This window comes from Mycobacterium persicum, from assembly GCF_002086915.1.
In the GTDB taxonomy this organism is placed as follows: domain Bacteria; phylum Actinomycetota; class Actinomycetes; order Mycobacteriales; family Mycobacteriaceae; genus Mycobacterium; species Mycobacterium persicum.
The window spans coordinates 3,989,428-4,007,242 of record NZ_MWQA01000001.1; the positions used below are offsets into that span (position 1 = coordinate 3,989,428).

General features: G+C 64.1%; 21 protein-coding genes, 1 tRNA gene and 3 pseudogenes. 17 read left to right on the forward strand and 8 right to left on the reverse strand.

Features of this window, described 5'->3' with window-relative positions:
- Window positions 1–255, reverse strand: a pseudogene (locus B4U45_RS18230) (IS1634 family transposase); the annotation flags it as partial.
- Window positions 256–488: 233 nt separating this feature from the next.
- Here B4U45_RS18230 and B4U45_RS29410 point away from each other — a divergent pair.
- The 3 genes and pseudogenes from B4U45_RS29410 to htpX form a co-directional block, all read left to right on the forward strand.
- Window positions 489–611, forward strand: a pseudogene (locus B4U45_RS29410) (PE family protein); the annotation flags it as partial.
- Between the two features lie 17 nt (window positions 612–628).
- On the forward strand, window positions 629–1,144 hold the full coding sequence (locus B4U45_RS18235) for a PGRS repeat-containing protein (protein WP_075549620.1): 516 nt from the start codon (window positions 629–631) through the stop codon (window positions 1,142–1,144).
- Window positions 1,145–1,193: 49 nt separating this feature from the next.
- Window positions 1,194–2,054 (forward strand): zinc metalloprotease HtpX, encoded by an 861-nt coding sequence (gene htpX / locus B4U45_RS18240; protein WP_083155563.1) that lies wholly within the window; start codon window positions 1,194–1,196, stop codon window positions 2,052–2,054.
- 349 nt (window positions 2,055–2,403) lie between these two features.
- On the opposite strand, the gene B4U45_RS18245 is transcribed toward htpX, so the two are convergent.
- From B4U45_RS18245 to B4U45_RS18255, 3 genes are all read right to left on the reverse strand, one after another.
- Window positions 2,404–3,969 carry a SulP family inorganic anion transporter gene (locus B4U45_RS18245; protein ID WP_082275677.1) on the reverse strand — a complete coding sequence of 522 codons (1,566 nt, stop codon included), beginning with the start codon at window positions 3,967–3,969 and terminating at the stop codon, window positions 2,404–2,406.
- Window positions 3,970–4,220: 251 nt separating this feature from the next.
- Window positions 4,221–5,774 (reverse strand): SulP family inorganic anion transporter, encoded by a 1,554-nt coding sequence (locus B4U45_RS18250; protein WP_075549622.1) that lies wholly within the window; start codon window positions 5,772–5,774, stop codon window positions 4,221–4,223.
- A 247-nt stretch (window positions 5,775–6,021) separates the two neighbouring features.
- Entirely contained in the window at window positions 6,022–7,047 is a 1,026-nt protein-coding gene (locus B4U45_RS18255; RefSeq protein WP_089025259.1) for an NAD(P)H-dependent glycerol-3-phosphate dehydrogenase, read from the reverse strand.
- 169 nt (window positions 7,048–7,216) lie between these two features.
- Here B4U45_RS18255 and B4U45_RS18260 point away from each other — a divergent pair, with 169 nt between their 5' ends.
- Window positions 7,217–8,716 (forward strand): trypsin-like peptidase domain-containing protein, encoded by a 1,500-nt coding sequence (locus tag B4U45_RS18260; RefSeq protein ID WP_075549624.1) that lies wholly within the window; start codon window positions 7,217–7,219, stop codon window positions 8,714–8,716.
- Between the two features lie 7 nt (window positions 8,717–8,723).
- Here B4U45_RS18260 and B4U45_RS18265 read toward each other — a convergent pair whose 3' ends face one another.
- Both B4U45_RS18265 and B4U45_RS18270 read right to left on the reverse strand, forming a co-directional pair.
- Window positions 8,724–10,220: a flavin-containing monooxygenase gene (locus B4U45_RS18265; protein WP_075549625.1), complete on the reverse strand. Its 1,497-nt coding sequence runs from the start codon at window positions 10,218–10,220 to the stop codon at window positions 8,724–8,726.
- A 138-nt stretch (window positions 10,221–10,358) separates the two neighbouring features.
- A complete protein-coding gene (locus B4U45_RS18270; protein WP_075549626.1) occupies window positions 10,359–10,850 on the reverse strand; it encodes a YajQ family cyclic di-GMP-binding protein in 492 nt (163 codons plus the stop codon).
- Between the two features lie 65 nt (window positions 10,851–10,915).
- Between B4U45_RS18270 and B4U45_RS18275 the strand changes: the two genes are divergently transcribed.
- Window positions 10,916–10,999 (forward strand) — tRNA-Tyr (locus tag B4U45_RS18275).
- A 25-nt stretch (window positions 11,000–11,024) separates the two neighbouring features.
- Here the strand turns inward: B4U45_RS18275 and B4U45_RS18280 are convergent.
- Both B4U45_RS18280 and B4U45_RS18285 read right to left on the reverse strand, forming a co-directional pair.
- Window positions 11,025–11,558: a tyrosine-type recombinase/integrase gene (locus B4U45_RS18280; RefSeq protein WP_183154960.1), complete on the reverse strand. Its 534-nt coding sequence runs from the start codon at window positions 11,556–11,558 to the stop codon at window positions 11,025–11,027.
- A gap of 329 nt (window positions 11,559–11,887) precedes the next feature.
- A complete protein-coding gene (locus B4U45_RS18285; RefSeq protein ID WP_075549628.1) occupies window positions 11,888–12,388 on the reverse strand; it encodes a helix-turn-helix transcriptional regulator in 501 nt (166 codons plus the stop codon).
- A gap of 261 nt (window positions 12,389–12,649) precedes the next feature.
- Here B4U45_RS18285 and B4U45_RS30465 point away from each other — a divergent pair, with 261 nt between their 5' ends.
- From B4U45_RS30465 to B4U45_RS18340, 12 genes and pseudogenes are all read left to right on the forward strand, one after another.
- Complete coding sequence (locus B4U45_RS30465; RefSeq protein WP_420891047.1) at window positions 12,650–12,841, forward strand: zinc finger domain-containing protein; 192 nt, start codon at window positions 12,650–12,652, stop codon at window positions 12,839–12,841.
- Window positions 12,838–13,113, forward strand: a complete 276-nt coding sequence (locus B4U45_RS18290) for a hypothetical protein (protein ID WP_240316566.1) — start codon at window positions 12,838–12,840, stop codon at window positions 13,111–13,113. Before B4U45_RS30465 ends, B4U45_RS18290 begins: the two co-directional genes overlap by 4 nt.
- The gene (locus B4U45_RS18295; protein ID WP_131808372.1) at window positions 13,110–13,415 is read left to right on the forward strand and encodes a hypothetical protein; all 306 of its coding nucleotides are present in this window, start codon (window positions 13,110–13,112) and stop codon (window positions 13,413–13,415) included. The genes B4U45_RS18290 and B4U45_RS18295 overlap by 4 nt, the downstream gene beginning before the upstream one ends.
- An 11-nt stretch (window positions 13,416–13,426) precedes the next feature.
- Complete coding sequence (locus B4U45_RS18300) at window positions 13,427–13,789, forward strand: helix-turn-helix domain-containing protein (RefSeq protein WP_131808373.1); 363 nt, start codon at window positions 13,427–13,429, stop codon at window positions 13,787–13,789.
- 132 nt (window positions 13,790–13,921) lie between these two features.
- Window positions 13,922–14,245 carry a hypothetical protein gene (locus B4U45_RS18305; RefSeq protein WP_075549631.1) on the forward strand — a complete coding sequence of 108 codons (324 nt, stop codon included), beginning with the start codon at window positions 13,922–13,924 and terminating at the stop codon, window positions 14,243–14,245.
- Window positions 14,242–14,691: a hypothetical protein gene (locus B4U45_RS18310; RefSeq protein ID WP_075549632.1), complete on the forward strand. Its 450-nt coding sequence runs from the start codon at window positions 14,242–14,244 to the stop codon at window positions 14,689–14,691. The genes B4U45_RS18305 and B4U45_RS18310 overlap by 4 nt, the downstream gene beginning before the upstream one ends.
- 181 nt (window positions 14,692–14,872) lie before the next feature.
- Window positions 14,873–15,241 carry a hypothetical protein gene (locus tag B4U45_RS18315; RefSeq protein WP_075549638.1) on the forward strand — a complete coding sequence of 123 codons (369 nt, stop codon included), beginning with the start codon at window positions 14,873–14,875 and terminating at the stop codon, window positions 15,239–15,241.
- A gap of 154 nt (window positions 15,242–15,395) precedes the next feature.
- Window positions 15,396–15,602 (forward strand): hypothetical protein, encoded by a 207-nt coding sequence (locus B4U45_RS18320; RefSeq protein WP_075549633.1) that lies wholly within the window; start codon window positions 15,396–15,398, stop codon window positions 15,600–15,602.
- Between the two features lie 196 nt (window positions 15,603–15,798).
- Entirely contained in the window at window positions 15,799–16,071 is a 273-nt protein-coding gene (locus tag B4U45_RS18325) for a WXG100 family type VII secretion target (RefSeq protein ID WP_240316567.1), read from the forward strand.
- Window positions 16,068–16,358, forward strand: a complete 291-nt coding sequence (locus tag B4U45_RS18330) for a WXG100 family type VII secretion target (RefSeq protein ID WP_075549634.1) — start codon at window positions 16,068–16,070, stop codon at window positions 16,356–16,358. Before B4U45_RS18325 ends, B4U45_RS18330 begins: the two co-directional genes overlap by 4 nt.
- Complete coding sequence (locus B4U45_RS18335; RefSeq protein WP_131808374.1) at window positions 16,355–17,578, forward strand: WXG100-like domain-containing protein; 1,224 nt, start codon at window positions 16,355–16,357, stop codon at window positions 17,576–17,578. Before B4U45_RS18330 ends, B4U45_RS18335 begins: the two co-directional genes overlap by 4 nt.
- A 46-nt stretch (window positions 17,579–17,624) precedes the next feature.
- Window positions 17,625–17,815, forward strand: a pseudogene (locus B4U45_RS18340) (transposase); the annotation flags it as partial.

The following is a 17,815-nucleotide window of genomic DNA, read 5'->3' on the forward strand; positions in this document are numbered from 1 at the left end:
ATGCGGCAACGCGCGTAGCACCGTCAACTCCTGACCAGCGGGCACCAGGCTGTGTCCCTTCAGCGTCGCCTCCAGCGCGGCGATCGCCGCCTCGGGCAACATCGACAAGTTGGCCACGGTCTCGTTGCGCACCTTGGGCCCGTCGCGGAAGGTGCGGCGCAACAGCACCGACTGATAGACGCGCTGTTTGCCCTGCTTATCCACATGCGTCTTTTTAACTCTGACTACGTGAGCTTTGCCCTGGTTGCGCGGCATACAAAGCATCATAGACTGATTGCGCCGATCAGACACGAATGACACACACATATTCGTGACTACACATCAGGACGAGACAGCAGCCCATATCGCCAGCTCAGAACACTAATCCCCAGTCAGAACCCGTCGTAACTTCGGATTAGTAGACCCCAGGAGGACCAGCTGTGTGATACGTGAGGATTGCACCGCACGCTTTGGAATGTGCGGCAACCGATTTAGCTGCCATCGGATCGGTGTTTAGCGAAGCCAGCGCTGCTGCGATCATCCCGACCACCTGGCTACTACCCGCCGGCGCTGATGAAGTATCGAGTGCGATGACAGCTTTACTGACCGCTCACGGCCTAACCTGGCAGGCTTTGAGCCGCGACTACGAATGGCTGCATCAGCAGTTTGTCGACATGCTCAACGGCAGCACCGAGAATACTGGGCCACCGAGATCGACAACGCCGCCCATGATGCGATCAACACCGCCAACGCCGACAGCGAATGGCTCCTCGGACGTCCGATGATCGGCAATGGCGTCAACGGGCTCAATGGGACCGGACAAAACGGCGGCGCCGGCGGCTGGCTGTGGGGCAACGGCGGGTCTGGAGCGGTCGGTCAAAACGGCGGCAATGGCGGCAACGGCGGATCGGCTGGACTATTCGGTAACGGCGGTAATGGAGGAAGCGGCGCCAGCTTCGGCACCGGCGGCGACGGCGGATCAGCCGGCCTATTCGGCCACGGTGGTGACGGCGGCAACGGCGGTAACAGCGAAATCGGCATGGGCGGTAACGGCGGCCGCGGCGGACTTCTCGTCGGCAATGGGGGAACCGGCGGTAACGGCGGCAACGGCGGCCACGGCGGATTATCGGCCCCGCGGAACCCGACGGACCCTTCCGGACGTTGAGTCAGCAGTAAATCGGCAAGCCGAGGTGTTCTTAGGAGGACACACACTGATGACCTGGCATCCGCACGCCAACAAGCTGAAGACGTTCCTGCTGTTGGTCGTCATGTCAGCGATGATCGTGTTCGCCGGCCGGCTGTTCGGCACGACGGCAATGTGGCTGGCGGTGCTGTTCGCCGTCGGGATGAACGTCTACGTCTACTTCAACAGCGACAAGCTGGCGTTGCGGGCCATGCATGCGCAGCCGGTCTCCGAGCTGCAGGCGCCGGTGATGTACCGGATCGTGCGCGAGCTGGCCACCGCCGCCCACCAGCCGATGCCGCGGCTGTACATCAGCGACACCGCGGCGCCCAACGCGTTCGCCACCGGCCGCAACCCTCGCAACGCCGCGGTGTGCTGCACCACGGGCATCCTGCAGATCCTCAACGAGCGGGAACTGCGCGCGGTGCTGGGCCATGAGCTGTCGCACGTCTACAACCGCGACATCCTGATCTCCTGCATCGCCGGCGCGCTGGCGTCGGTGATCACCGCCCTGGCCAACATGGCCATGTGGATGGGCATGTTCGGCGGCAACCGAGAAAACAGCAATCCTTTTGCGTTGCTTCTGGTTTCGCTGTTGGGCCCGATCGCCGCGACGGTGGTGCGGTTGGCGGTGTCGCGGTCCCGCGAATACCAGGCCGACGAATCGGGCGCCGTGCTGACCGGCGACCCGCTGGCATTGGCCTCGGCGTTGCGCAAGATCTCCGGCGGCGTGCAGATGGCTCCGTTGCCGCCGGAGCCGCAACTGGCCAGCCAGGCGCATCTGATGATCGCCAACCCGTTCCGGGCAGGCGAGCGGATCGGGTCGTTGTTCTCGACGCACCCGCCGATCGAGGACCGCATCCGCCGCTTGGAGGCGATGGCACGCGGTTAAAGCGTCCCATTGTGATAGCGCCTGCGTTATCCCATCTGACGGAGACCTATTTCAGCGCCCGCGCTATCACATTCGCGGACGCCTATTCCCGAATTTGCTACCAATGCGGTAAAGGTGCTTCGAATACGACGAACACATAAGTATCCGCATCGAAATGCCATCATCGACGGGTTGGGCGCCGAACAGCGCCAGGAGGCGATCGCCGCTATCGCGGACGCCCCTCGATTAACGCACTGATAGCGGAACTCCTGATGGACCTCACCGGCGCTCCACACCCACCTCGCATTGAGGCTGCCCAACAACGTGTTCGACGAATCATTGGATCGTTCAGAAGCTGGGAGATCGTCAATCAGGCGGCAGCTTCGGACGTTTCCCCGTCGATCAGCGGTGCTTTCCGCGACGAATGGCCCCTGGTGAGGCCACCATGGACGTGCACATTTCCGCCGGTGGCGTGGTGCTGACGCTGCCAGTCCGTAATCGCTTGATGCGCAGCGTGGTCGAGGTAGTTGACCGCGATATGAAGCGTGACGGTGGTGCGTTCCGGGATAGCGCCCAGCACCTGCGTCAGCCGGGGTAGCGCCAGGAAGGTGCAAGTACCCTCGACTACCACACGCCATTCGTCGCCAATCGGGTGAGCGTCTATCTTGGCCCGTATCACCCGCCATCCGGTCGTCGCGATGGCCAGGACAAGTCCGATCATCACCCCGTGCAGGAGATTGAGGAATACGACGGCGACGATGGTTACCAGGTAGATGGCGAAATCGCCGGTTTTGACCGCGGTTTCGATGTGCGCCGGCTGCAGTAGCTGAATTCCGATGACGATCAGTAGTCCTGCGAGCGCGGCGCTGGGGATCAGTTCGATGAGACCTGCGAACGGAAGCGCAAACAACATCACCCAGAATCCGTGCAAGATCGTCGATGCGCGAGTCTTGGCGCCTGCCTTGATATTTGCGGACGTGCGCACGATGACCCCGGCGATGGGAAGACCGCCGATCGCTCCCGACACCATGTTCGAGGCGCCCTGCCCGATCAACTCGCGGTCCAGTTCGGAGCGCGGGCCGCTGTGCATCCTGTCCGTCGCGACCGCTGTCAGCAGACTCTGGACGCTGGTGATCAGTGTGACCGTGATGACACCGATCGCGACGGCACCCCAGTTTCCGTGCGGAATTGCCGGAAGCTGCAGTGCATCCAGTAGTGAACCCTCGAGCGCGATCCGCGACACCTGAAAGGGAAACACTACCGAGACGACGGTGACGGCCACGATGGCGACCAACGGACCGGGAACGGCGGCTGCCTTGGCGGGGGCCCAGCGCCAGGCGATCATGATGGCGATCACCAATAGGCCCAGAATCACTCCGGGCTTGTGCGCGCCGAGAATCTGCGCGGGCAGCTCAACGACGTTGTCCCAGGCCGAACTATGAGACTCGCCGCCGAGCAGCACGTGCGTTTGTTGAAGCGCGATGGTGATCCCGATGCCGGCCAGCATCGCATGCACGACCACGGGCGAGATAGCAAGGGCGGCCCGAGCAACACGACTGAGCCCCAACAGGACTTGCAATAGTCCGGCGATCGCGGTGATGAAACAGGTTAATCCCCAGCCGAATTGGGCGATGAGATCGGCGACCACCACCGTCAGACCGGCAGCGGGCCCGCTGACCTGCAGCGGTGATCCGCCGATAGCTCCGCCGACGATTCCGCCGACGATCGCGGCAATCAGGCCTGCGAGTACCGGCGCATCGGACGCGATGGCGATGCCCAATGACAACGGCAGCGCGACCAGGAAGACAACCAGCGAAGACGGCAGGTCGTGGCGGATGACCGATCGAACTCGATCGGTTCGTGACTGCGCTTGGCTTCCTGGGTCAACCTGATCGATACGGTCAAGGCGCGGCTTGCCGAATTTTGTGTGCTGCATCGGTTGCTCCCTCGTTTCCGTGGGGGACGTTCCGATGATCCCGCCCCGAATTACGTAACATCGTCGTAAATGGTTGGCGCGCAGGCAAGTTAAATCTACCCAAACTCCAATGTTTGAGGCAGGCGCCCGTTGGTTACGGAGTTCGACGGTATTTTGCTGGCGAGGCCAGGGTCAACCGGGCGCGCTGGCTGCATAGCGAACGCAAATTTTTTTTTGCCGCGATACTCCCGGCTTCGCGCTGATGTTGCTCGCTATGCCGCCGTTTCGGGTCCTTCGGCGTCGATGAGGTCGTCCATCGCCCGGCGAGCACGGTGGCCGGTATGGACCCCGCCATGGATGTGCACCACCCCTCCCGTGGCCTGATGCCGGTGCTGCCAGTCGGCGATCGCCTGATGCGCGGCGTGATCGAGGTAGATGACCGACATGGTGACGTTGACCGTCTTGCCGGCGGGAATGGCCGCCAGCACCTGGGTCAGCCGGGGCAGGGAGAGGAAGGTGGCCGCCCCTTCAACGACCACGTGCCATTCGTCACCGGCGGGCTGGGCGTGGATCCTGAACCACATCACCCGCCACGCGGTGAGCGCGATGGCCAGGACGAGTCCGATCAACACGCCCTGCATGAGATTGAGGAATACGACGCCGACGACGGTCACCAGATAGACGGCCAGGTCCCCATTTCGCATGGCGGTTTCGATATGGGCGGGCTGCAGCAGCCTGATCCCGACGAAAACGAGCAGGCCGGCGAGTGCGGCGGTGGGGATCTGCTGGATCAACCCGGCAAAAAACAGCGTGAAGACAAGGATCCAGACGCTGTGCATGATCGTCGAGGCGCGGCTTTTGGCGCCCGCTTGCACATTGGCGGAACTACGGACGATGGCGGCGGCGATCGGGAGGCCGCCGATCATCCCGGAGGTGATGTTTGCGACGCCCTGTCCGGTCAACTCGCGGTTGAAGTTGGTGGGCGCCCCGGGGTGCATCCTGTCGATCGATACCGATGCCAGCAGGCTCTCGACGGTGGCGATGAAGGCAACAGTGAGCACGCTGACCGCGAAGGCGCCCCACTTCCCCTCGGGAAGTCCCGGCAGCTGGAACGCCGCCAGCGGCGACCCGGAGAGCGTGATCCGGGCCAATTCGAACGGAAACACCACGGAGATAATGGTTACCGTCACGATGGCGACCAGCGGGCCCGGAATGGGAGCCAATTTCGCCGGCGCCCAGCGCCAGGCGACCATGATGGCGATTACCAAGACGCCCAGAAACATTCCGGGCTTGTGCGCGCCGATGATTTGTCCCGGGAGCTGAACGACGTTCTCCCACGATGTGCTGTGCGACTCCCCGCCCAGCAGGACGTGTGTTTGTTGAAGTGCGATCGTGATTCCGATGCCGGCCAGCATCGCGTGCACGACGACCGGCGAGATCGCCAGTACCGCTCGGGCAATCCGGCTGAGCCCCAAGATGAGTTGCAGGACACCGGCGGCCACGGTGATCAGACACGTCGCCCGCCAACCGAACTGGGCGACCAGACCGGCGGTGACGACCATCAACCCGTTCGCCGGACCGCTCACCGACAACGGCGATCCACCGATGAATCCGAGGACGATTCCTCCGACGACTGCCGAAATCAGGCCCGAGAGCACCGGTGCGTCCGAAGCGATCGCGATCCCCACCGAGAGGGGCAGGGCGATCAGAAACACCACCAGCGACGACGGCAGGTCGTGGCGGATGATGGAGCGCAGTCGTTCAGTACGCGACACTGGCGGGCCCTTGTCCGGGGCCTGGCTGTGGGGTGGTTCGGTGGGCTGCATCGGTCATTCCCTCATCCGGGCATTGCGGGGGACGGTCCGACAACGCGCCCCACACTACCTTGGTCATCTACTCGTAAGTCGTTGGCGCACCGGCGAATACATTCGGGCGAAGGTATTCTGCCGGCGCCCGCCACTGCCCTTGACAGTATTCGGGCAGCTAAACAGGGGTCAAGCTGGCGCGCATCGCGCATACCGAACGCAGATTTCCAGCGGAATGGGCGCTGACCAGGTAGCAGGCCGTGCAACCCTAGAATCCCGATCCGTGTACCTCGTGTCCGGGTACCTCGGCGGCCAGGCCGCTGTAGGCCTGCTCGACGGTGGAGCCGTGGTTGATGACCGCGTCGACTTCGCGAGCGATGGGCATGTTCAGCCCGTATTCGTTGGCGAATTCCATGACCACGCTGGCCGCCTTGACACCCTCGGCGACCTGGTTCATTGATGCGATGATCTCGTCGATGGGTTTGCCCGCGCCCAGTTGTTCGCCGACGTGGCGATTGCGGCTGCGCTGGCTGGTGCAGGTGACGATCAGATCACCCAGACCGGCCAATCCGGGGAAGGTCTCGGTGTCGCCTCCCATCGCGACGCCGAGTTTGGTCATTTCGCGCAAGGAGCGGGCGATCACCAGCGCCCGAGTGTTCTCGCCGATGCCCAGCGAGTAGCCCATGCCGGCGGCGATGGCAAACACATTCTTGAGCGCCCCGGCCATTTCGACGCCGATGACGTCATCGGTGGTGTACACCCGGAAGCGCCGGGTCCGGAAAAATGCTGCCAGCTGGGTGGCCAGATGTTGATCGGGCATGGCCAGGACCGCCGCGGCCGCATAGCCCTCGGCGACTTCTCGGGCGATGTTGGGACCGGCGAGGATACCCGCCGGATGACCGGGCAGGATCTCTTCGATGATCTGCGACATCCGCATGTTGGTGCCCTGCTCGAGCCCCTTGACCAGGGACACCACCGGCACCCACGGGCGCAGCTCCTTGCTCAGCTCGGTAAGCACACCCCGGAAGCCGTGCGAGGGCACTCCCATCACGACGACGTCTGCGCTGTTGGCGGCCTCGGAGAAATCGGTGGTGGCGCGCAGCGTCTCGCTGAGCACGACGTCGTTGCCGAGATAGCGGCTATTGCGGTGATTGTCGTTGATGTCGCTTGCGGTCGCCTCCGAGCGCACCCACTGCAACGTCGGCACCCGCCGTGCACAAATGGACGCCACCGTGGTCCCCCAGGAACCGCCACCGAGGACAACGACTTTGGGTTCGCGCTTCGCAGCTGCCATGGGGCACAGCCTATTGTGGTAGCCCGCCATTTGACAGCGGTTGATCGCGGCCGGGCGGCGCCGAGACGAACTCGAAACCAACGACCTCCGAGCATGGGACTTCGGTCCCTACCCGGCGGGGTGACCACCCCGGGATGGTGAAAGATAGCTGTTCTATCGAGGAGGAATCATGTCGCGACGAGCGAGCCGGTCGCGCGAAAGGCGTCTGCGCTCGTGTTGCGTCCGGACGTTCGTACTGCTGATCGCGGCCGCGCTGGCGGTGCTGGCCGGGTCGCCGGGGATCGCGTCCGCCGACGGTGGGCGCCCGCAGGCCAACCCGGAACAGCGAGCGGCGGCGATGATCCGGCCGGCCGTCTTATATCTTGCGGCCCAGGCTCACGGTCAGGTCCGGCTGCCTGACGGTCAGCTGCTGTCACTGTTCGGCGAGGGTTCGGGTATCCCGTTCACCGCGACGTGGACTTGCACCGCATTTGTCGTCAATCCTGACGGGTGGGTGGCGACCGCAGGTCACTGCGTCGATCCGGAGACGGCCAAGCAGCTGATACTCAAGCGTGCGGCCAGTGAATACGTGGCGCATTATCCCGACTCGCCGGTGGGCCAGAATCCCGGCGCGACGCTGGACTGGCTCACCAAGAACGCTCGGGTCGAAGGTCAGACCCCCGACCGGGGGCCCGAGATCAGCCTGATGCTGGGATACGGAACCGGGACGAAACTCGCCGAGAAGCTCCCGGCCACCGTCGTGGACTTCCGGCCGATGGGCAAAGGCGACGTCGCGCTGCTCAAGGTGCAAAAGCACAACCTGCCGTCGTCGGAGCTCGCCACCGACGCCGACGTCAGTATCGGGGCACCGGTTCTGGCGGTGGGTTTCCCGGAGACGACTCAACGGGTCACCGGTATGTCGCTGGACCCGACGAACAAGAGCGGCAAGGTGAGCAAGAAGTCGACCATCGAATCGAGTCCGGTCTATGAGATCGATGCCCCGGTCGCCGAGGGCATGAGCGGCGGCCCGACCGTCGAACTCAACGGCAAGGTGATCGGCGTGAACAGTTTCGGCCCGGTCGGCGAACCGCAGCCGTTCAACTTCATCGCGCCCGCGGACAGTCTCGCGGCGCTACTGGCCGGCAAGGGTGTCAAGCCGATGCTCGGGCCCGCCGACCTGTATTACCGCCAAGGGCTCAACCACTATTTCTCGGGCCAGTACAGCGACGCGATCTACGATTTCGACCAGGCCCTGGCGCTGTCACCCGACTATCCGGGCGTGGCCGATCTCAAGACCAGCGCGGCCAACCTACGTCAGCAGTACGGTGACGCGCCGGTGTTTCTTCGCTCAAAACCGGTGTGGTACATGGTAAGCGGGGTCTTGCTGCTGCTCACGGTGGGCGGCTGGGTGACCTTCATGGTGCGGAGGAGCCGTCGGCAGCGTCGCACCGAGGCCGAAGCCGAAGCGATAGCCGAAGCCGAAGTCGCAGCCGAAGCCGCCGCGGCCGTTGCTGCGGATGCGCAGCCGCCGCCGGCGACCGGCAAGATCCGGCCACTGGGCCTGGTTCCTGACCCGTCGAGTGAGCCGCACTTCTGTCCCAACTGCGGAGCGGCGCACCACCCTGCCGAGAAGTTCTGCCCGAACTGCGGCAAGAAAATCCCGGCCGGGGAATCGGCGCAGCCCGCTTAGCCCGCCTTCAGCCGGTTATCGCCGCGCGGTCGGCGGCGCGGCCGAACACCATCGCCTCCTCGATGCGGTCGAACCGGTAGTCGATGGCGTCGGCGAAATAGTTCTGCCGCACATTCCACGGCCGTTTGGTGCCTGACCTGGGCAGCGCGTGCAGCGAGCGCAGCACGTAGCCCGCCTGAATGTCCCAGGAGGGCTTTTCGGTCAACGGCTCGTCGCCGCGGTGCGGATAGGCATGGGTATAGCCGTGAGCCGCCATGTGCGCCAACAACTTTGCCGTCGCCCGCGCCGTCATGTCGGCGCGCAACGTCCAGGACGCATTCGTATAGCCCACACACCAGAACAGGTTGGGCACGTCTTCGAGCATGTGCGCCTTGTAGACGAAACGGTCGCAGGGATTGATCTCGACGCCGTCCAAGCTGATCTTGACGCCGCCGAGTGCCTGAAGCTGCAGGCCGGTGGCGGTGACGACGATATCGGCATCGAGGTGTTCGCCGGACTTGAGTGCGATGCCGGTCGCGTCGAAATGGTCGATGTGGTCGGTGACGACGTCGGCGCGGCCGTCGGCGATGGCGGTGTAGAGGTCGGCGTCGGGAATCAGGCACAGCCGCTGGTCCCACGGGTTGTACGTGGGCTTGAAGTGGGTGTCGACGTCGTAGCCGGCGGGCAGGTTCTTGATCGCCGTGCGCCGCAGCAGCCACTTCATGAGTCGCGGTGTCTTGCGGGACAAAAACCAGAGCGCCGCCTCCAGCAGTGCGTTGTACATCCGGATGGCCAGATGGGAAGCCTTGGGGGGCAGCACTTTACGAGCGCCGGCGGCAAACCTGCCGTACTTGGACGCGGAAATGAGGTAGGTCGGCGACCGCTGCAGCATGGTCACCTTGCCGGCCTGGTCCGCCATCGACGGGATCAGCGTGACCGCGGTGGCCCCGCTGCCGATCACCACCACCTTCTTGCCGGCGTAGTCCAGGTCTTCCGGCCAGTGCTGCGGGTGCACCACGGTGCCGCCGAACTGTTCGATGCCGGGGAACTCGGGGGTGTAGCCCTCGTCGTAGTTGTAGTAACCGCTGCCGAAGAACACGAACCGGCTGCGGCATTGCTGTGCGACGCCGCCTTGCTCGAAGGTGACGGTCCAGGTGTCGGTGGCCGAATCCCAGTCCGCTGCCAAGACGTGACTGTTGAACCGGATGTGGCGGTCGATGCGGTACTTGTGCGCGGTGGTGGTCAGGTATTCGCGGATGTGCTCGCCGTCGGCGACGCCTTCCTTTCGGGTCCACGGCTCGTAGGGAAAGCTCAGCGTGAAGATGCTGCTGTCGGAGCGCACTCCCGGGTAGCGGAACAGGTCCCAGGTGCCGCCGATCCGCTCGCGCCGCTCCAGGATCGTGTAGGAGAGTCCGGGGTTGCGTTGCAGCAGCCGGTAGGCCGCGCCGAGGCCGGAGATCCCGGCGCCGACGATGACGACGTCGAAGGAGGCCGTGTCGATGGCTTGCTGAGGGCTCACGGTCATGCTCACCAGAGTAGGCACCCACCGGTTGGTTGAGCCACCGGCTGGCATCCCTGCAGCGCATGCGCCGAGCGTGACACCAGTGCGAAATAGAGCGCCCGATCTCGCAGTGGCGTCACGCTCGGCGCGGCTCGGGCGCCCTCAGCGGTAGTTGACGAACTGCAACGCCACGTCCAGGTCAGCGTTCTTCAGCATCGCGATGACGGCCTGCAGGTCATCGCGCTTCTTGCTGGTGACCCGAATCTCGTCGCCCTGGATCTGGGTCTTGACGGTCTTGGGGCCCTCGTCGCGGATCAGCTTGGTGATCTTCTTGGCGTTCTCACTGCTGATGCCCTGCTTGATGGTGCCGGTGACCTTGTAGGTCTTGCCGGAGGCCTGCGGCTCGCCGGCCTCGAAGGCCTTCATCGAGATGTCGCGGCGGATCAGTTTTTCCTTGAAGACGTCGACGGCGGCCTTGGCGCGCTCCTCGGTGGATGAGGTCAGCTCGACGGCCTCGTCGCCCTTCCACGCGATCTTGGTGTCGGTGCCGCGGAAGTCGAACCGGGTGGCCAGCTCCTTGGCCGCCTGGTTGAGCGCGTTGTCGACTTCCTGCCGGTCGACCTTGCTGACGATGTCGAACGATGAGTCCGCCATTCGATCCGTCCCTTCTTCGATAGCCGTTTGTGCTTTGTCTACCCGGTCGTTGTAACCTGTCTGGCGGCAGGTTGCCCGAGCGGCCAATGGGAGCGGACTGTAAATCCGTCGCGAAAGCTACACAGGTTCGAATCCTGTACCTGCCACCAGCAGGTCAGAGGTGATTCCCGGTATTCACAACGACGTTGAGTGCCGGGGCCGTCCGCAGTGCGTCCGCAGTAGTTCGAGCTGCAGCGTCAAAGGCGCTGGCCACCCCTCAACCAGGCCCGTCTTGCGGACGTAGGTGACCGACTGGCGCACGCGTATCCGGCCTGCCGCTGTGTCTACGTCGCTGACTTGCAGGGCGGCGGCTTCCCCGAATCTCAGGCCGCAGTAGCCCAGCACCAGCACCAGCGTTCGGAGCCGGCCCGACGCGACCGCGACGCGGTGTAGCTGCTCGTGCGTCAGGTAACGCTGCTCGGCCTCCGGCAACCGCGGCAATTCGATGCCATCCGCGGGATTGGTGGCCAGGTGCTTGGCTTTGACCGCGAACTTGAGCACCGCGCCCACCAGTTGGTGCGCCTGGCGGACCCTCGACGCGCTCAGGCCATTGCCCTCGAACCGCACGGACCCATCCACGGACAAACCGGACACCCACACCTGAAGTTCGTCGAACCGAATGTCCCGTAGCGCGACGTCTTTCCAGCGCGGTAGCACCACAGTATCCAACAGCGAGCGATACCCAGCGACCGTCTTTGGTGAGCGATTCGCCTTCGTCGAGATCCACCGTTCAGCAAGCGCACCGAACGTGACGCCCGACAGCGCCGGGTCCATCCAGGTCCCGGTTACCTGGTCTGAAACCTGCTTGTTCAACCAGTTCTGAGCGTCTGTCTTCCGGCCAAAACCCTTCGCGTGCTCGCGGCCATTGTCATCGACATACCTTGCACGCCAACGCAACCCATTTCCGTTCGCCGCCGACGGAACTGTCTGAATCTCCCCACTGGGAAGCCGGACAGTCTTGGTCCAACGGTCCTCTACGCCCGCGCGGCGGTTGCGCTTCATTTTGCTCTCACCTCATCCCGAATAGCGCGGCGAGCCGCCTGCGCGGTGTCGGTCAATGCATCGTTGACTTCGACGAGCAGCTCATAGATCCGCTCAAAGCCGACGATCAGGCTCTCCCGGCTAGGTAGGTCATCGTCCGGCGGGGAGAGGTCCGCGACCCTGTCGCGCACGGCTTCCGCGATGTCAATGATCTGTCCCGCGGATCGAATGGCAGTGTCTCCCGCCGCTGTAAGTATGTGAACGCGGTCGCTCTTCGGCCGCGCTCGGCGGCCTAGCAGCGAGTCGACGGATATGCCGAAAAGGTCAGCGATGGCCGCCGCTTCGTCGATCCTGACCGAGCGGCTTCCCTTCTCGATTTTGGCGATCGTCGTCCAGGCCAGATGAATATCTTTGTCTGACAAAGCATCTGCGAACTGCTTCTGCGTCCATCCTCGGCGTTCTCGCTCCAACTTGAGCCGTTTGCGGAAATGGAGTTCGGTCCACTTGCTAGTTGCCATATCAGTCAACTCTACTGTTTTAGATTGACCAACGCAACCAGCGCCAGCAACACTAGAACGGAGCACTACACCAAAAGCGAAAGGGGTAAGGCAAGGTGGGTGACATCACGCAGGTTTGCGCCGACGTAACGCGTCGCGCGTTAGAAGACGCGGCCCGGGAGGCATTGCAGACCTCGGAGTATCTTTCCGCCGCACTGGCTCAACCCGCACGAGATCACCGGGCTCTGCCGGGAATGCAAGCTCGTTCTGCGGAACGAACGCATGCGCGAAAACGGCGAACCGGACCTCACCGCCGACGACCAAGACGTCAACCTAGCCCTCACGCAGCCCTGCGGCCTCTGCGGCGCCCAACCCGGCGCAGCCTGCCGCAACACCGTGCGGCGTGGCCAACCATTACCGGGCCGACAGGTCCACCACTACCGAATCCCTATCCAGAGAGGAACATCCGCGTGACCAACACCGTCATCGTCACCATCACGGAAATTGGTGGTGAACCGATGCTCGATATGCAAGCCATAGCTCTTCTCTTCGGTGTCGAGGTCACCGCAGTCGAGGCGCTGCCCATCATCAACGGCCATATCCGCATCCCGCGTGAATGGGCCAGACGAGGCAAGCGCCGCGCCCGGGAAGCCATGGCCCACAACGGCTCCGACTTCATCCTCGACGGCATACGGTACTGGGCACGACATGACTACGGTGCCGACCTTGAGGTGGTCTACCAGTGAGCATGCCGCCGCAGATCCTCGGCCTTGACGACCAGGCCCGCGCCGCACGGCTGGCCTTGGCGGTATTCGACAACGACCGCGCCCGGTACGACGCAGCGCTGGCCGACTCGCTAGGCCATGGCCCCGAGCTGATCTATGCCCTGGTGCGCTGTTGGGCCGCAGGGCTCGTCGAACATCACGGAACCGCCGCAGCGCGGGTGCGGGTCGAGCGGATGCTCGCCGGCATCACCGAACATCTTGAGGAACTGAGCGACAGACATATACCGCGAGTTGCCGACGATTTCGACGGCGACGTGTGGTGAGTGCCGCCACGATGAATCCGGTTGACACAGAGTGCGCCTACTACTGCGCAGCCCACCTGATCCGCCACCGCCAGCGCTCCGGCCAGCCGATACCCGAATGGCTGCGCCGTCACTATGACCGCCTGGACGCCGAAATCCGCGTCATGTCCGCAGCGGGACATGAATCGGGCAGGGCGGCAGCAGAATTAGAGAAGCGAGAGCTGGTCACCGCCGAGGAGGCCGCAGCCGTTCTTGGCATCTCGAAGCGTCAAGTGCGCCGCCTGGCTTCCGACTTGGATGGTCAACTCATCGGCGGGCGTTGGCTTTTCAGGCTCTGCGACGTGCAGACCTACGCCGAAGGGAGGCAGAGTGCCCGATCTGCAGTCAGCGGTTGAGGATTGGCTGGCCGCGCTGCCCGAGCCCGAGTTCCGGGCGTTGGTGTGGCGGACCAGGGGACCGGACGAGTCCATGCCTGCGTCCTCACTGGTCGGGTTCCCAAGAGCCGGTGAGCAGCAGTGAAGGCGGCTATGTCGTCGGGTGACCCGACCGGGGCCGTGCGGTCCCTCGCCCGGGCCACCGGCCTGCCCGAATCTTTCATCGCCGAACTGGCGTTGAAGAACGAACTCCGCAGCCTGTTCGACTCGCACGGGCGGCTGCGCGGCGACACCCGCAAGACCACCCATCGGGCCGCAGCCACCACCGTGAACGACAACCCGATTGATCCGCGCCAAGCCGTCCTCGCCCTCCATGCGAAGCGACGCCCTCGACAGGGGCGTACGGGCCACCAAGCTCAGGTCGACACGCTCGGCAAGCGCTGGTCGCAAGCCCGAGAGGAGGGGCCGTCCCGATGAGCAATGCCGACGTGCTCACCTTGATCGAGGGCGACGCCGAGACCCTCGCGCGGGTCGCCACCGACGATGACGCCTACGCCGGCTTGTTGCACGGACTGTTGGCCCTGTATGACCGCGCCGCCCACGAAACTCGCACCCCGCTCGGGCAGGTTGCACTCGGTGCCTTGGTGGCAACCATCGCCGAGGGTGACGCCAACCCCGACATCCGCCGCGCCGGACATCTCATCCTCGCCTACGGCGGCGCCGTCGCGGCCCGCGAAGATGACGGCGATTGCTACGACTGCGCGGCCGTCCTGTTCAACGACGTTATCGATGCCGCCGGCGCGATTGGCCGCGCCAACGAATTACTCGCCGGCGTCGCCCATGTATGGCGCCGAGTCCTACCCGAACTCCACACCCCGGAAGGGCTGGCTGCCCTGCGGCATATCTGGGCCGGTTCGGCATGACCCGCGATTTTTTTGACGGCCGGACTGAGCGGCGACGACGAGGCGCCGGCTCTCTATCTGTGAGGGCTGAAATGGTTCCAATTTCTGAATTGTAATGCGGTGCAGCGTGTTTCGCTTTGCTTGGAAGTGCGCGAAAACCCTTGGAATACAACGGAGTTTCAAGTCAGAACAGGAGCTGACGATGGCGAGAGCGCAGATACCGGCCCCGCCGAAGGGCGCACGATCGAGCGGACGGGCGCTGTGGCGTGACGTTATGGCCAGGTATGAGCTTGAGCAGCACGAACTGGCCTTGCTTAGGGAGATGGTGCGCTGTGTCGACCAGCTCGACGAGCTGCATGCGATCACCGAGCGCGACGGCCTGGTGGTGGAAGGTCCACACGGGTCGAAGGCGCATCCGGCGCTGACGGCCGCGCAGCAGCAGCGGATAGTGCTGGCCCGGCTTGCCGCGTCGCTGCGGTTGCCTAGTGGCGATCAGGACGACCCGTCTGTATTGCGTCGTCCCCAGCGGCGTGGAGCTGCCAGGGGCGTCTACGGGATCGCGGGTGCGTGATGCGGCGCCGACCTGTTGATCCGCTACCGGGGTTTCTGTTCAACGGCCGTCGGTACGCGACGGGCGTTGCGTACCGGCGAGCGGTGGACGCCTGGGCTGAGCGACGCCGCCGGCTGCTGGCACTCATCAACCGCGACGACGAGAGGGGCGCGTGATGCGACGCCGTTACGACGGTGCGACGCTACCGCCCGAGCTGCTGGAATTCCCGGGCTGGCCGGTACACACGGACGCCCTGACGTGGGAGCTGGGACTCGATGAGTGGTGGGCGGCCCGGCGGCGGTGGGCAGCGGCTCACGGCATGTCGGAATCCGTTCTGCCGGCGACTATCGGCGATGCTCCGTGGGATCAGTCGACGATCTAGTTAGAAGGTCGGGCTGACGTCCGCGGCGGCTAGGTTGCGAGGAGGCAGACCCTCCCGACGCACGCAACTGCGGGCCGGTCAGGATAAGCGTGGTGCCAATGACGCTTACCCGAGAACATCCTGACCCTGCGCGCGAAAAGGAGCGAACGCCGTTGGCCTACGAGCTGGCAATGAAGTTGGAGGCGATGGCGACGGCGTGCATGTTCTGACCAATCAGGCTGATGAGCTGAAGGACGAGCTGGACAGTATCACCCGCCAGTGGCGCGAGCTGTCGTCCACGTGGACCGGTGTCGCCGCGTCGGCGTATCAGCCGCCCTGGCAGGAGTGGTATTCGGGTGCTGCGACGGCTGCGGCGACCTTGGAGGAACATTCGCAGCTGTTGATGCGGTCGGTGGATCTCATGCTCGACCATGAAAACACTGCGGCGAAAGCTTTCGAAGCGTTGTACCGGAAAGGTCCAGCAGTGTGAGCCGGCGCTACACGGTCAATTTGGATGCCCTGTTGGCCTTTGCTGATCGGCTGGCCGAGTTCACTGCGCGTGCGGAACAGATCGCTGCCGCTGTGGATCAATGCGTCGCCGAATTGCACGGCAGCTGGCTAGGTGCGGGCGCCGACGCCGAGCGCGAATACCACCAGAAGTGGATGGCTGCCGATCAGCAGATGCGTGAGGGCCTCGACGAATTACGACGAAACGCTGAGCTGGCGCACCGCAACTACACCGGGGTGGCGGAACTCAACACGACGATGTGGCCATGACTCAAGACGTCGATCCTGCAGTCGTCGCCGAAGCCGGACGCGTCTACGGCAAGGTCTATGACGCCGCAGCTGCGGCCGTACAGCACTTGTCGGGGGTGTTGAAAGGGTCTGCTGGTATGGCCGGCACCGACATTGGCGGCCATTCCTGGAGTCTGAAATACGACGCGCTGGTGGGCGGACGCGCTGGTGGGGCGGGATTGATGGAGGCGGCGACTGCCGCGGTGATGGGTGCAGCTCAGTGCTCGGATTTATTGGCCACCACGGCGGTCAACCATCAAAACGCTGATCAGCAGTCAGCGATGAACAACGCTGGTGCGCCGGCGTTTCCGCCCACCGCTAAACCGATGTTCTTGGTGCCGGCCATCCCGTCCGCGGAGGGCGGGCATAGTGATGTGCCCGGGTGGTGGCACACCATTCAGGCCTATGTGCAGGGCGAGATGTGGCCCAATGGTCACCAAGACAAGCTGCGTGCGGCCGCCGACGCCTGGCATGGGGCGGCGCGGGAATTGCGCGCTGCGGCCGATATCGCCAACGACGGTGTGATCGAGTCGGTGCGTGCGCAAAAGTCACCGGAGTTCCCGGTTGCGGCCACCAACTGCACTCTGGACCGAGATTCGCTCAAAGCGGTTGCTGACGGCTTCGACGCAGCCGGTACCGCGTGCTCGGACTACGCGCAGGCAATCGATGACGCGCACTCGAAGATCCTGCATGAGATGGCCGCGCTTGGGGCGACTGTGGCGGTCACCGAAGCCGTTGCCGCGGTTCTGATTCCGTTCACGGCGGCCATAAGTGAGGGTGTGTCGAAGGTCGTCGATGTAGCGCGTTTGGTGGCCACTGGTGCACGTATCGCGACCATTATCCGCGAGTTTCGGGTCGCAGCCGAAGCCTCTAGCCTGCCGACCGTTAGTGCCCTCGGCAACGCGGTACGGGCCGTGGGTGAACTGTCGCCACTGCTCTCCGCCCGCGCACAGCTGTTCCTGGCCGAGGGCGCCATCCCGGGGTTGTTGGGCACTGAAGGCCTTGACCTGTTGTCGCGGCCCTACATCAGGGTCGGAACCCGAGAAGCTGTTGAAGCGGCAGCCAGAAGGACGCCCGACGGGAAGTACTACATCAGCGCCACCGATGACAATGTCTTGGTCCCAGTGTCCAAACAGTACGAGGAAGCAATTCTGAACCTGCCGAAGCCCTCTCTGTCTAACCTGTGTGAGACGTTGAAGTAGATGAGTCTTCTGTTGAGAAGCAGGGCGAGGACTGGATTCTGATTCCGTGACGATGACACTGGCCGATACCGCCGCGGTGGCGGTGGCCGATGATGGGAACGTGGGTAGCGGCAAGGGGCCGCGTGAGAAGCGGCCGAAACGGCGGACGTTCACCGCGGAGTACAAGCTCGGCATTCTCGAGCAGTACGAGTTGCTGACCGAGCCGGGTGCCCGGGGGGCGCTGCTGCGCAAGGAGGG

Excerpts from the sequence above, each read along its gene's own strand:
- B4U45_RS18235 (WP_075549620.1), top strand. The coding sequence starts at position 629 with ATGGCTGCATCAGCAGTTTGTCGACATGCTCAACGGCAGCACCGAGAA.
- htpX (WP_083155563.1), top strand. The coding sequence starts at position 1,194 with ATGACCTGGCATCCGCACGCCAACAAGCTGAAGACGTTCCTGCTGTTG.
- B4U45_RS18245 (WP_082275677.1), bottom strand. The coding sequence starts at position 3,969 with ATGCAGCACACAAAATTCGGCAAGCCGCGCCTTGACCGTATCGATCAG.
- B4U45_RS18250 (WP_075549622.1), bottom strand. The coding sequence starts at position 5,774 with ATGCAGCCCACCGAACCACCCCACAGCCAGGCCCCGGACAAGGGCCCG.
- B4U45_RS18255 (WP_089025259.1), bottom strand. The coding sequence starts at position 7,047 with ATGGCAGCTGCGAAGCGCGAACCCAAAGTCGTTGTCCTCGGTGGCGGT.
- B4U45_RS18260 (WP_075549624.1), top strand. The coding sequence starts at position 7,217 with ATGTCGCGACGAGCGAGCCGGTCGCGCGAAAGGCGTCTGCGCTCGTGT.
- B4U45_RS18265 (WP_075549625.1), bottom strand. The coding sequence starts at position 10,220 with ATGACCGTGAGCCCTCAGCAAGCCATCGACACGGCCTCCTTCGACGTC.
- B4U45_RS18270 (WP_075549626.1), bottom strand. The coding sequence starts at position 10,850 with ATGGCGGACTCATCGTTCGACATCGTCAGCAAGGTCGACCGGCAGGAA.
- B4U45_RS18285 (WP_075549628.1), bottom strand. The coding sequence starts at position 12,388 with ATGGCAACTAGCAAGTGGACCGAACTCCATTTCCGCAAACGGCTCAAG.
- B4U45_RS30465 (WP_420891047.1), top strand. The coding sequence starts at position 12,650 with ATGCGCGAAAACGGCGAACCGGACCTCACCGCCGACGACCAAGACGTC.
- B4U45_RS18300 (WP_131808373.1), top strand. The coding sequence starts at position 13,427 with ATGAATCCGGTTGACACAGAGTGCGCCTACTACTGCGCAGCCCACCTG.
- B4U45_RS18305 (WP_075549631.1), top strand. The coding sequence starts at position 13,922 with ATGTCGTCGGGTGACCCGACCGGGGCCGTGCGGTCCCTCGCCCGGGCC.
- B4U45_RS18310 (WP_075549632.1), top strand. The coding sequence starts at position 14,242 with ATGAGCAATGCCGACGTGCTCACCTTGATCGAGGGCGACGCCGAGACC.
- B4U45_RS18315 (WP_075549638.1), top strand. The coding sequence starts at position 14,873 with ATGGCGAGAGCGCAGATACCGGCCCCGCCGAAGGGCGCACGATCGAGC.
- B4U45_RS18320 (WP_075549633.1), top strand. The coding sequence starts at position 15,396 with ATGCGACGCCGTTACGACGGTGCGACGCTACCGCCCGAGCTGCTGGAA.
- B4U45_RS18335 (WP_131808374.1), top strand. The coding sequence starts at position 16,355 with ATGACTCAAGACGTCGATCCTGCAGTCGTCGCCGAAGCCGGACGCGTC.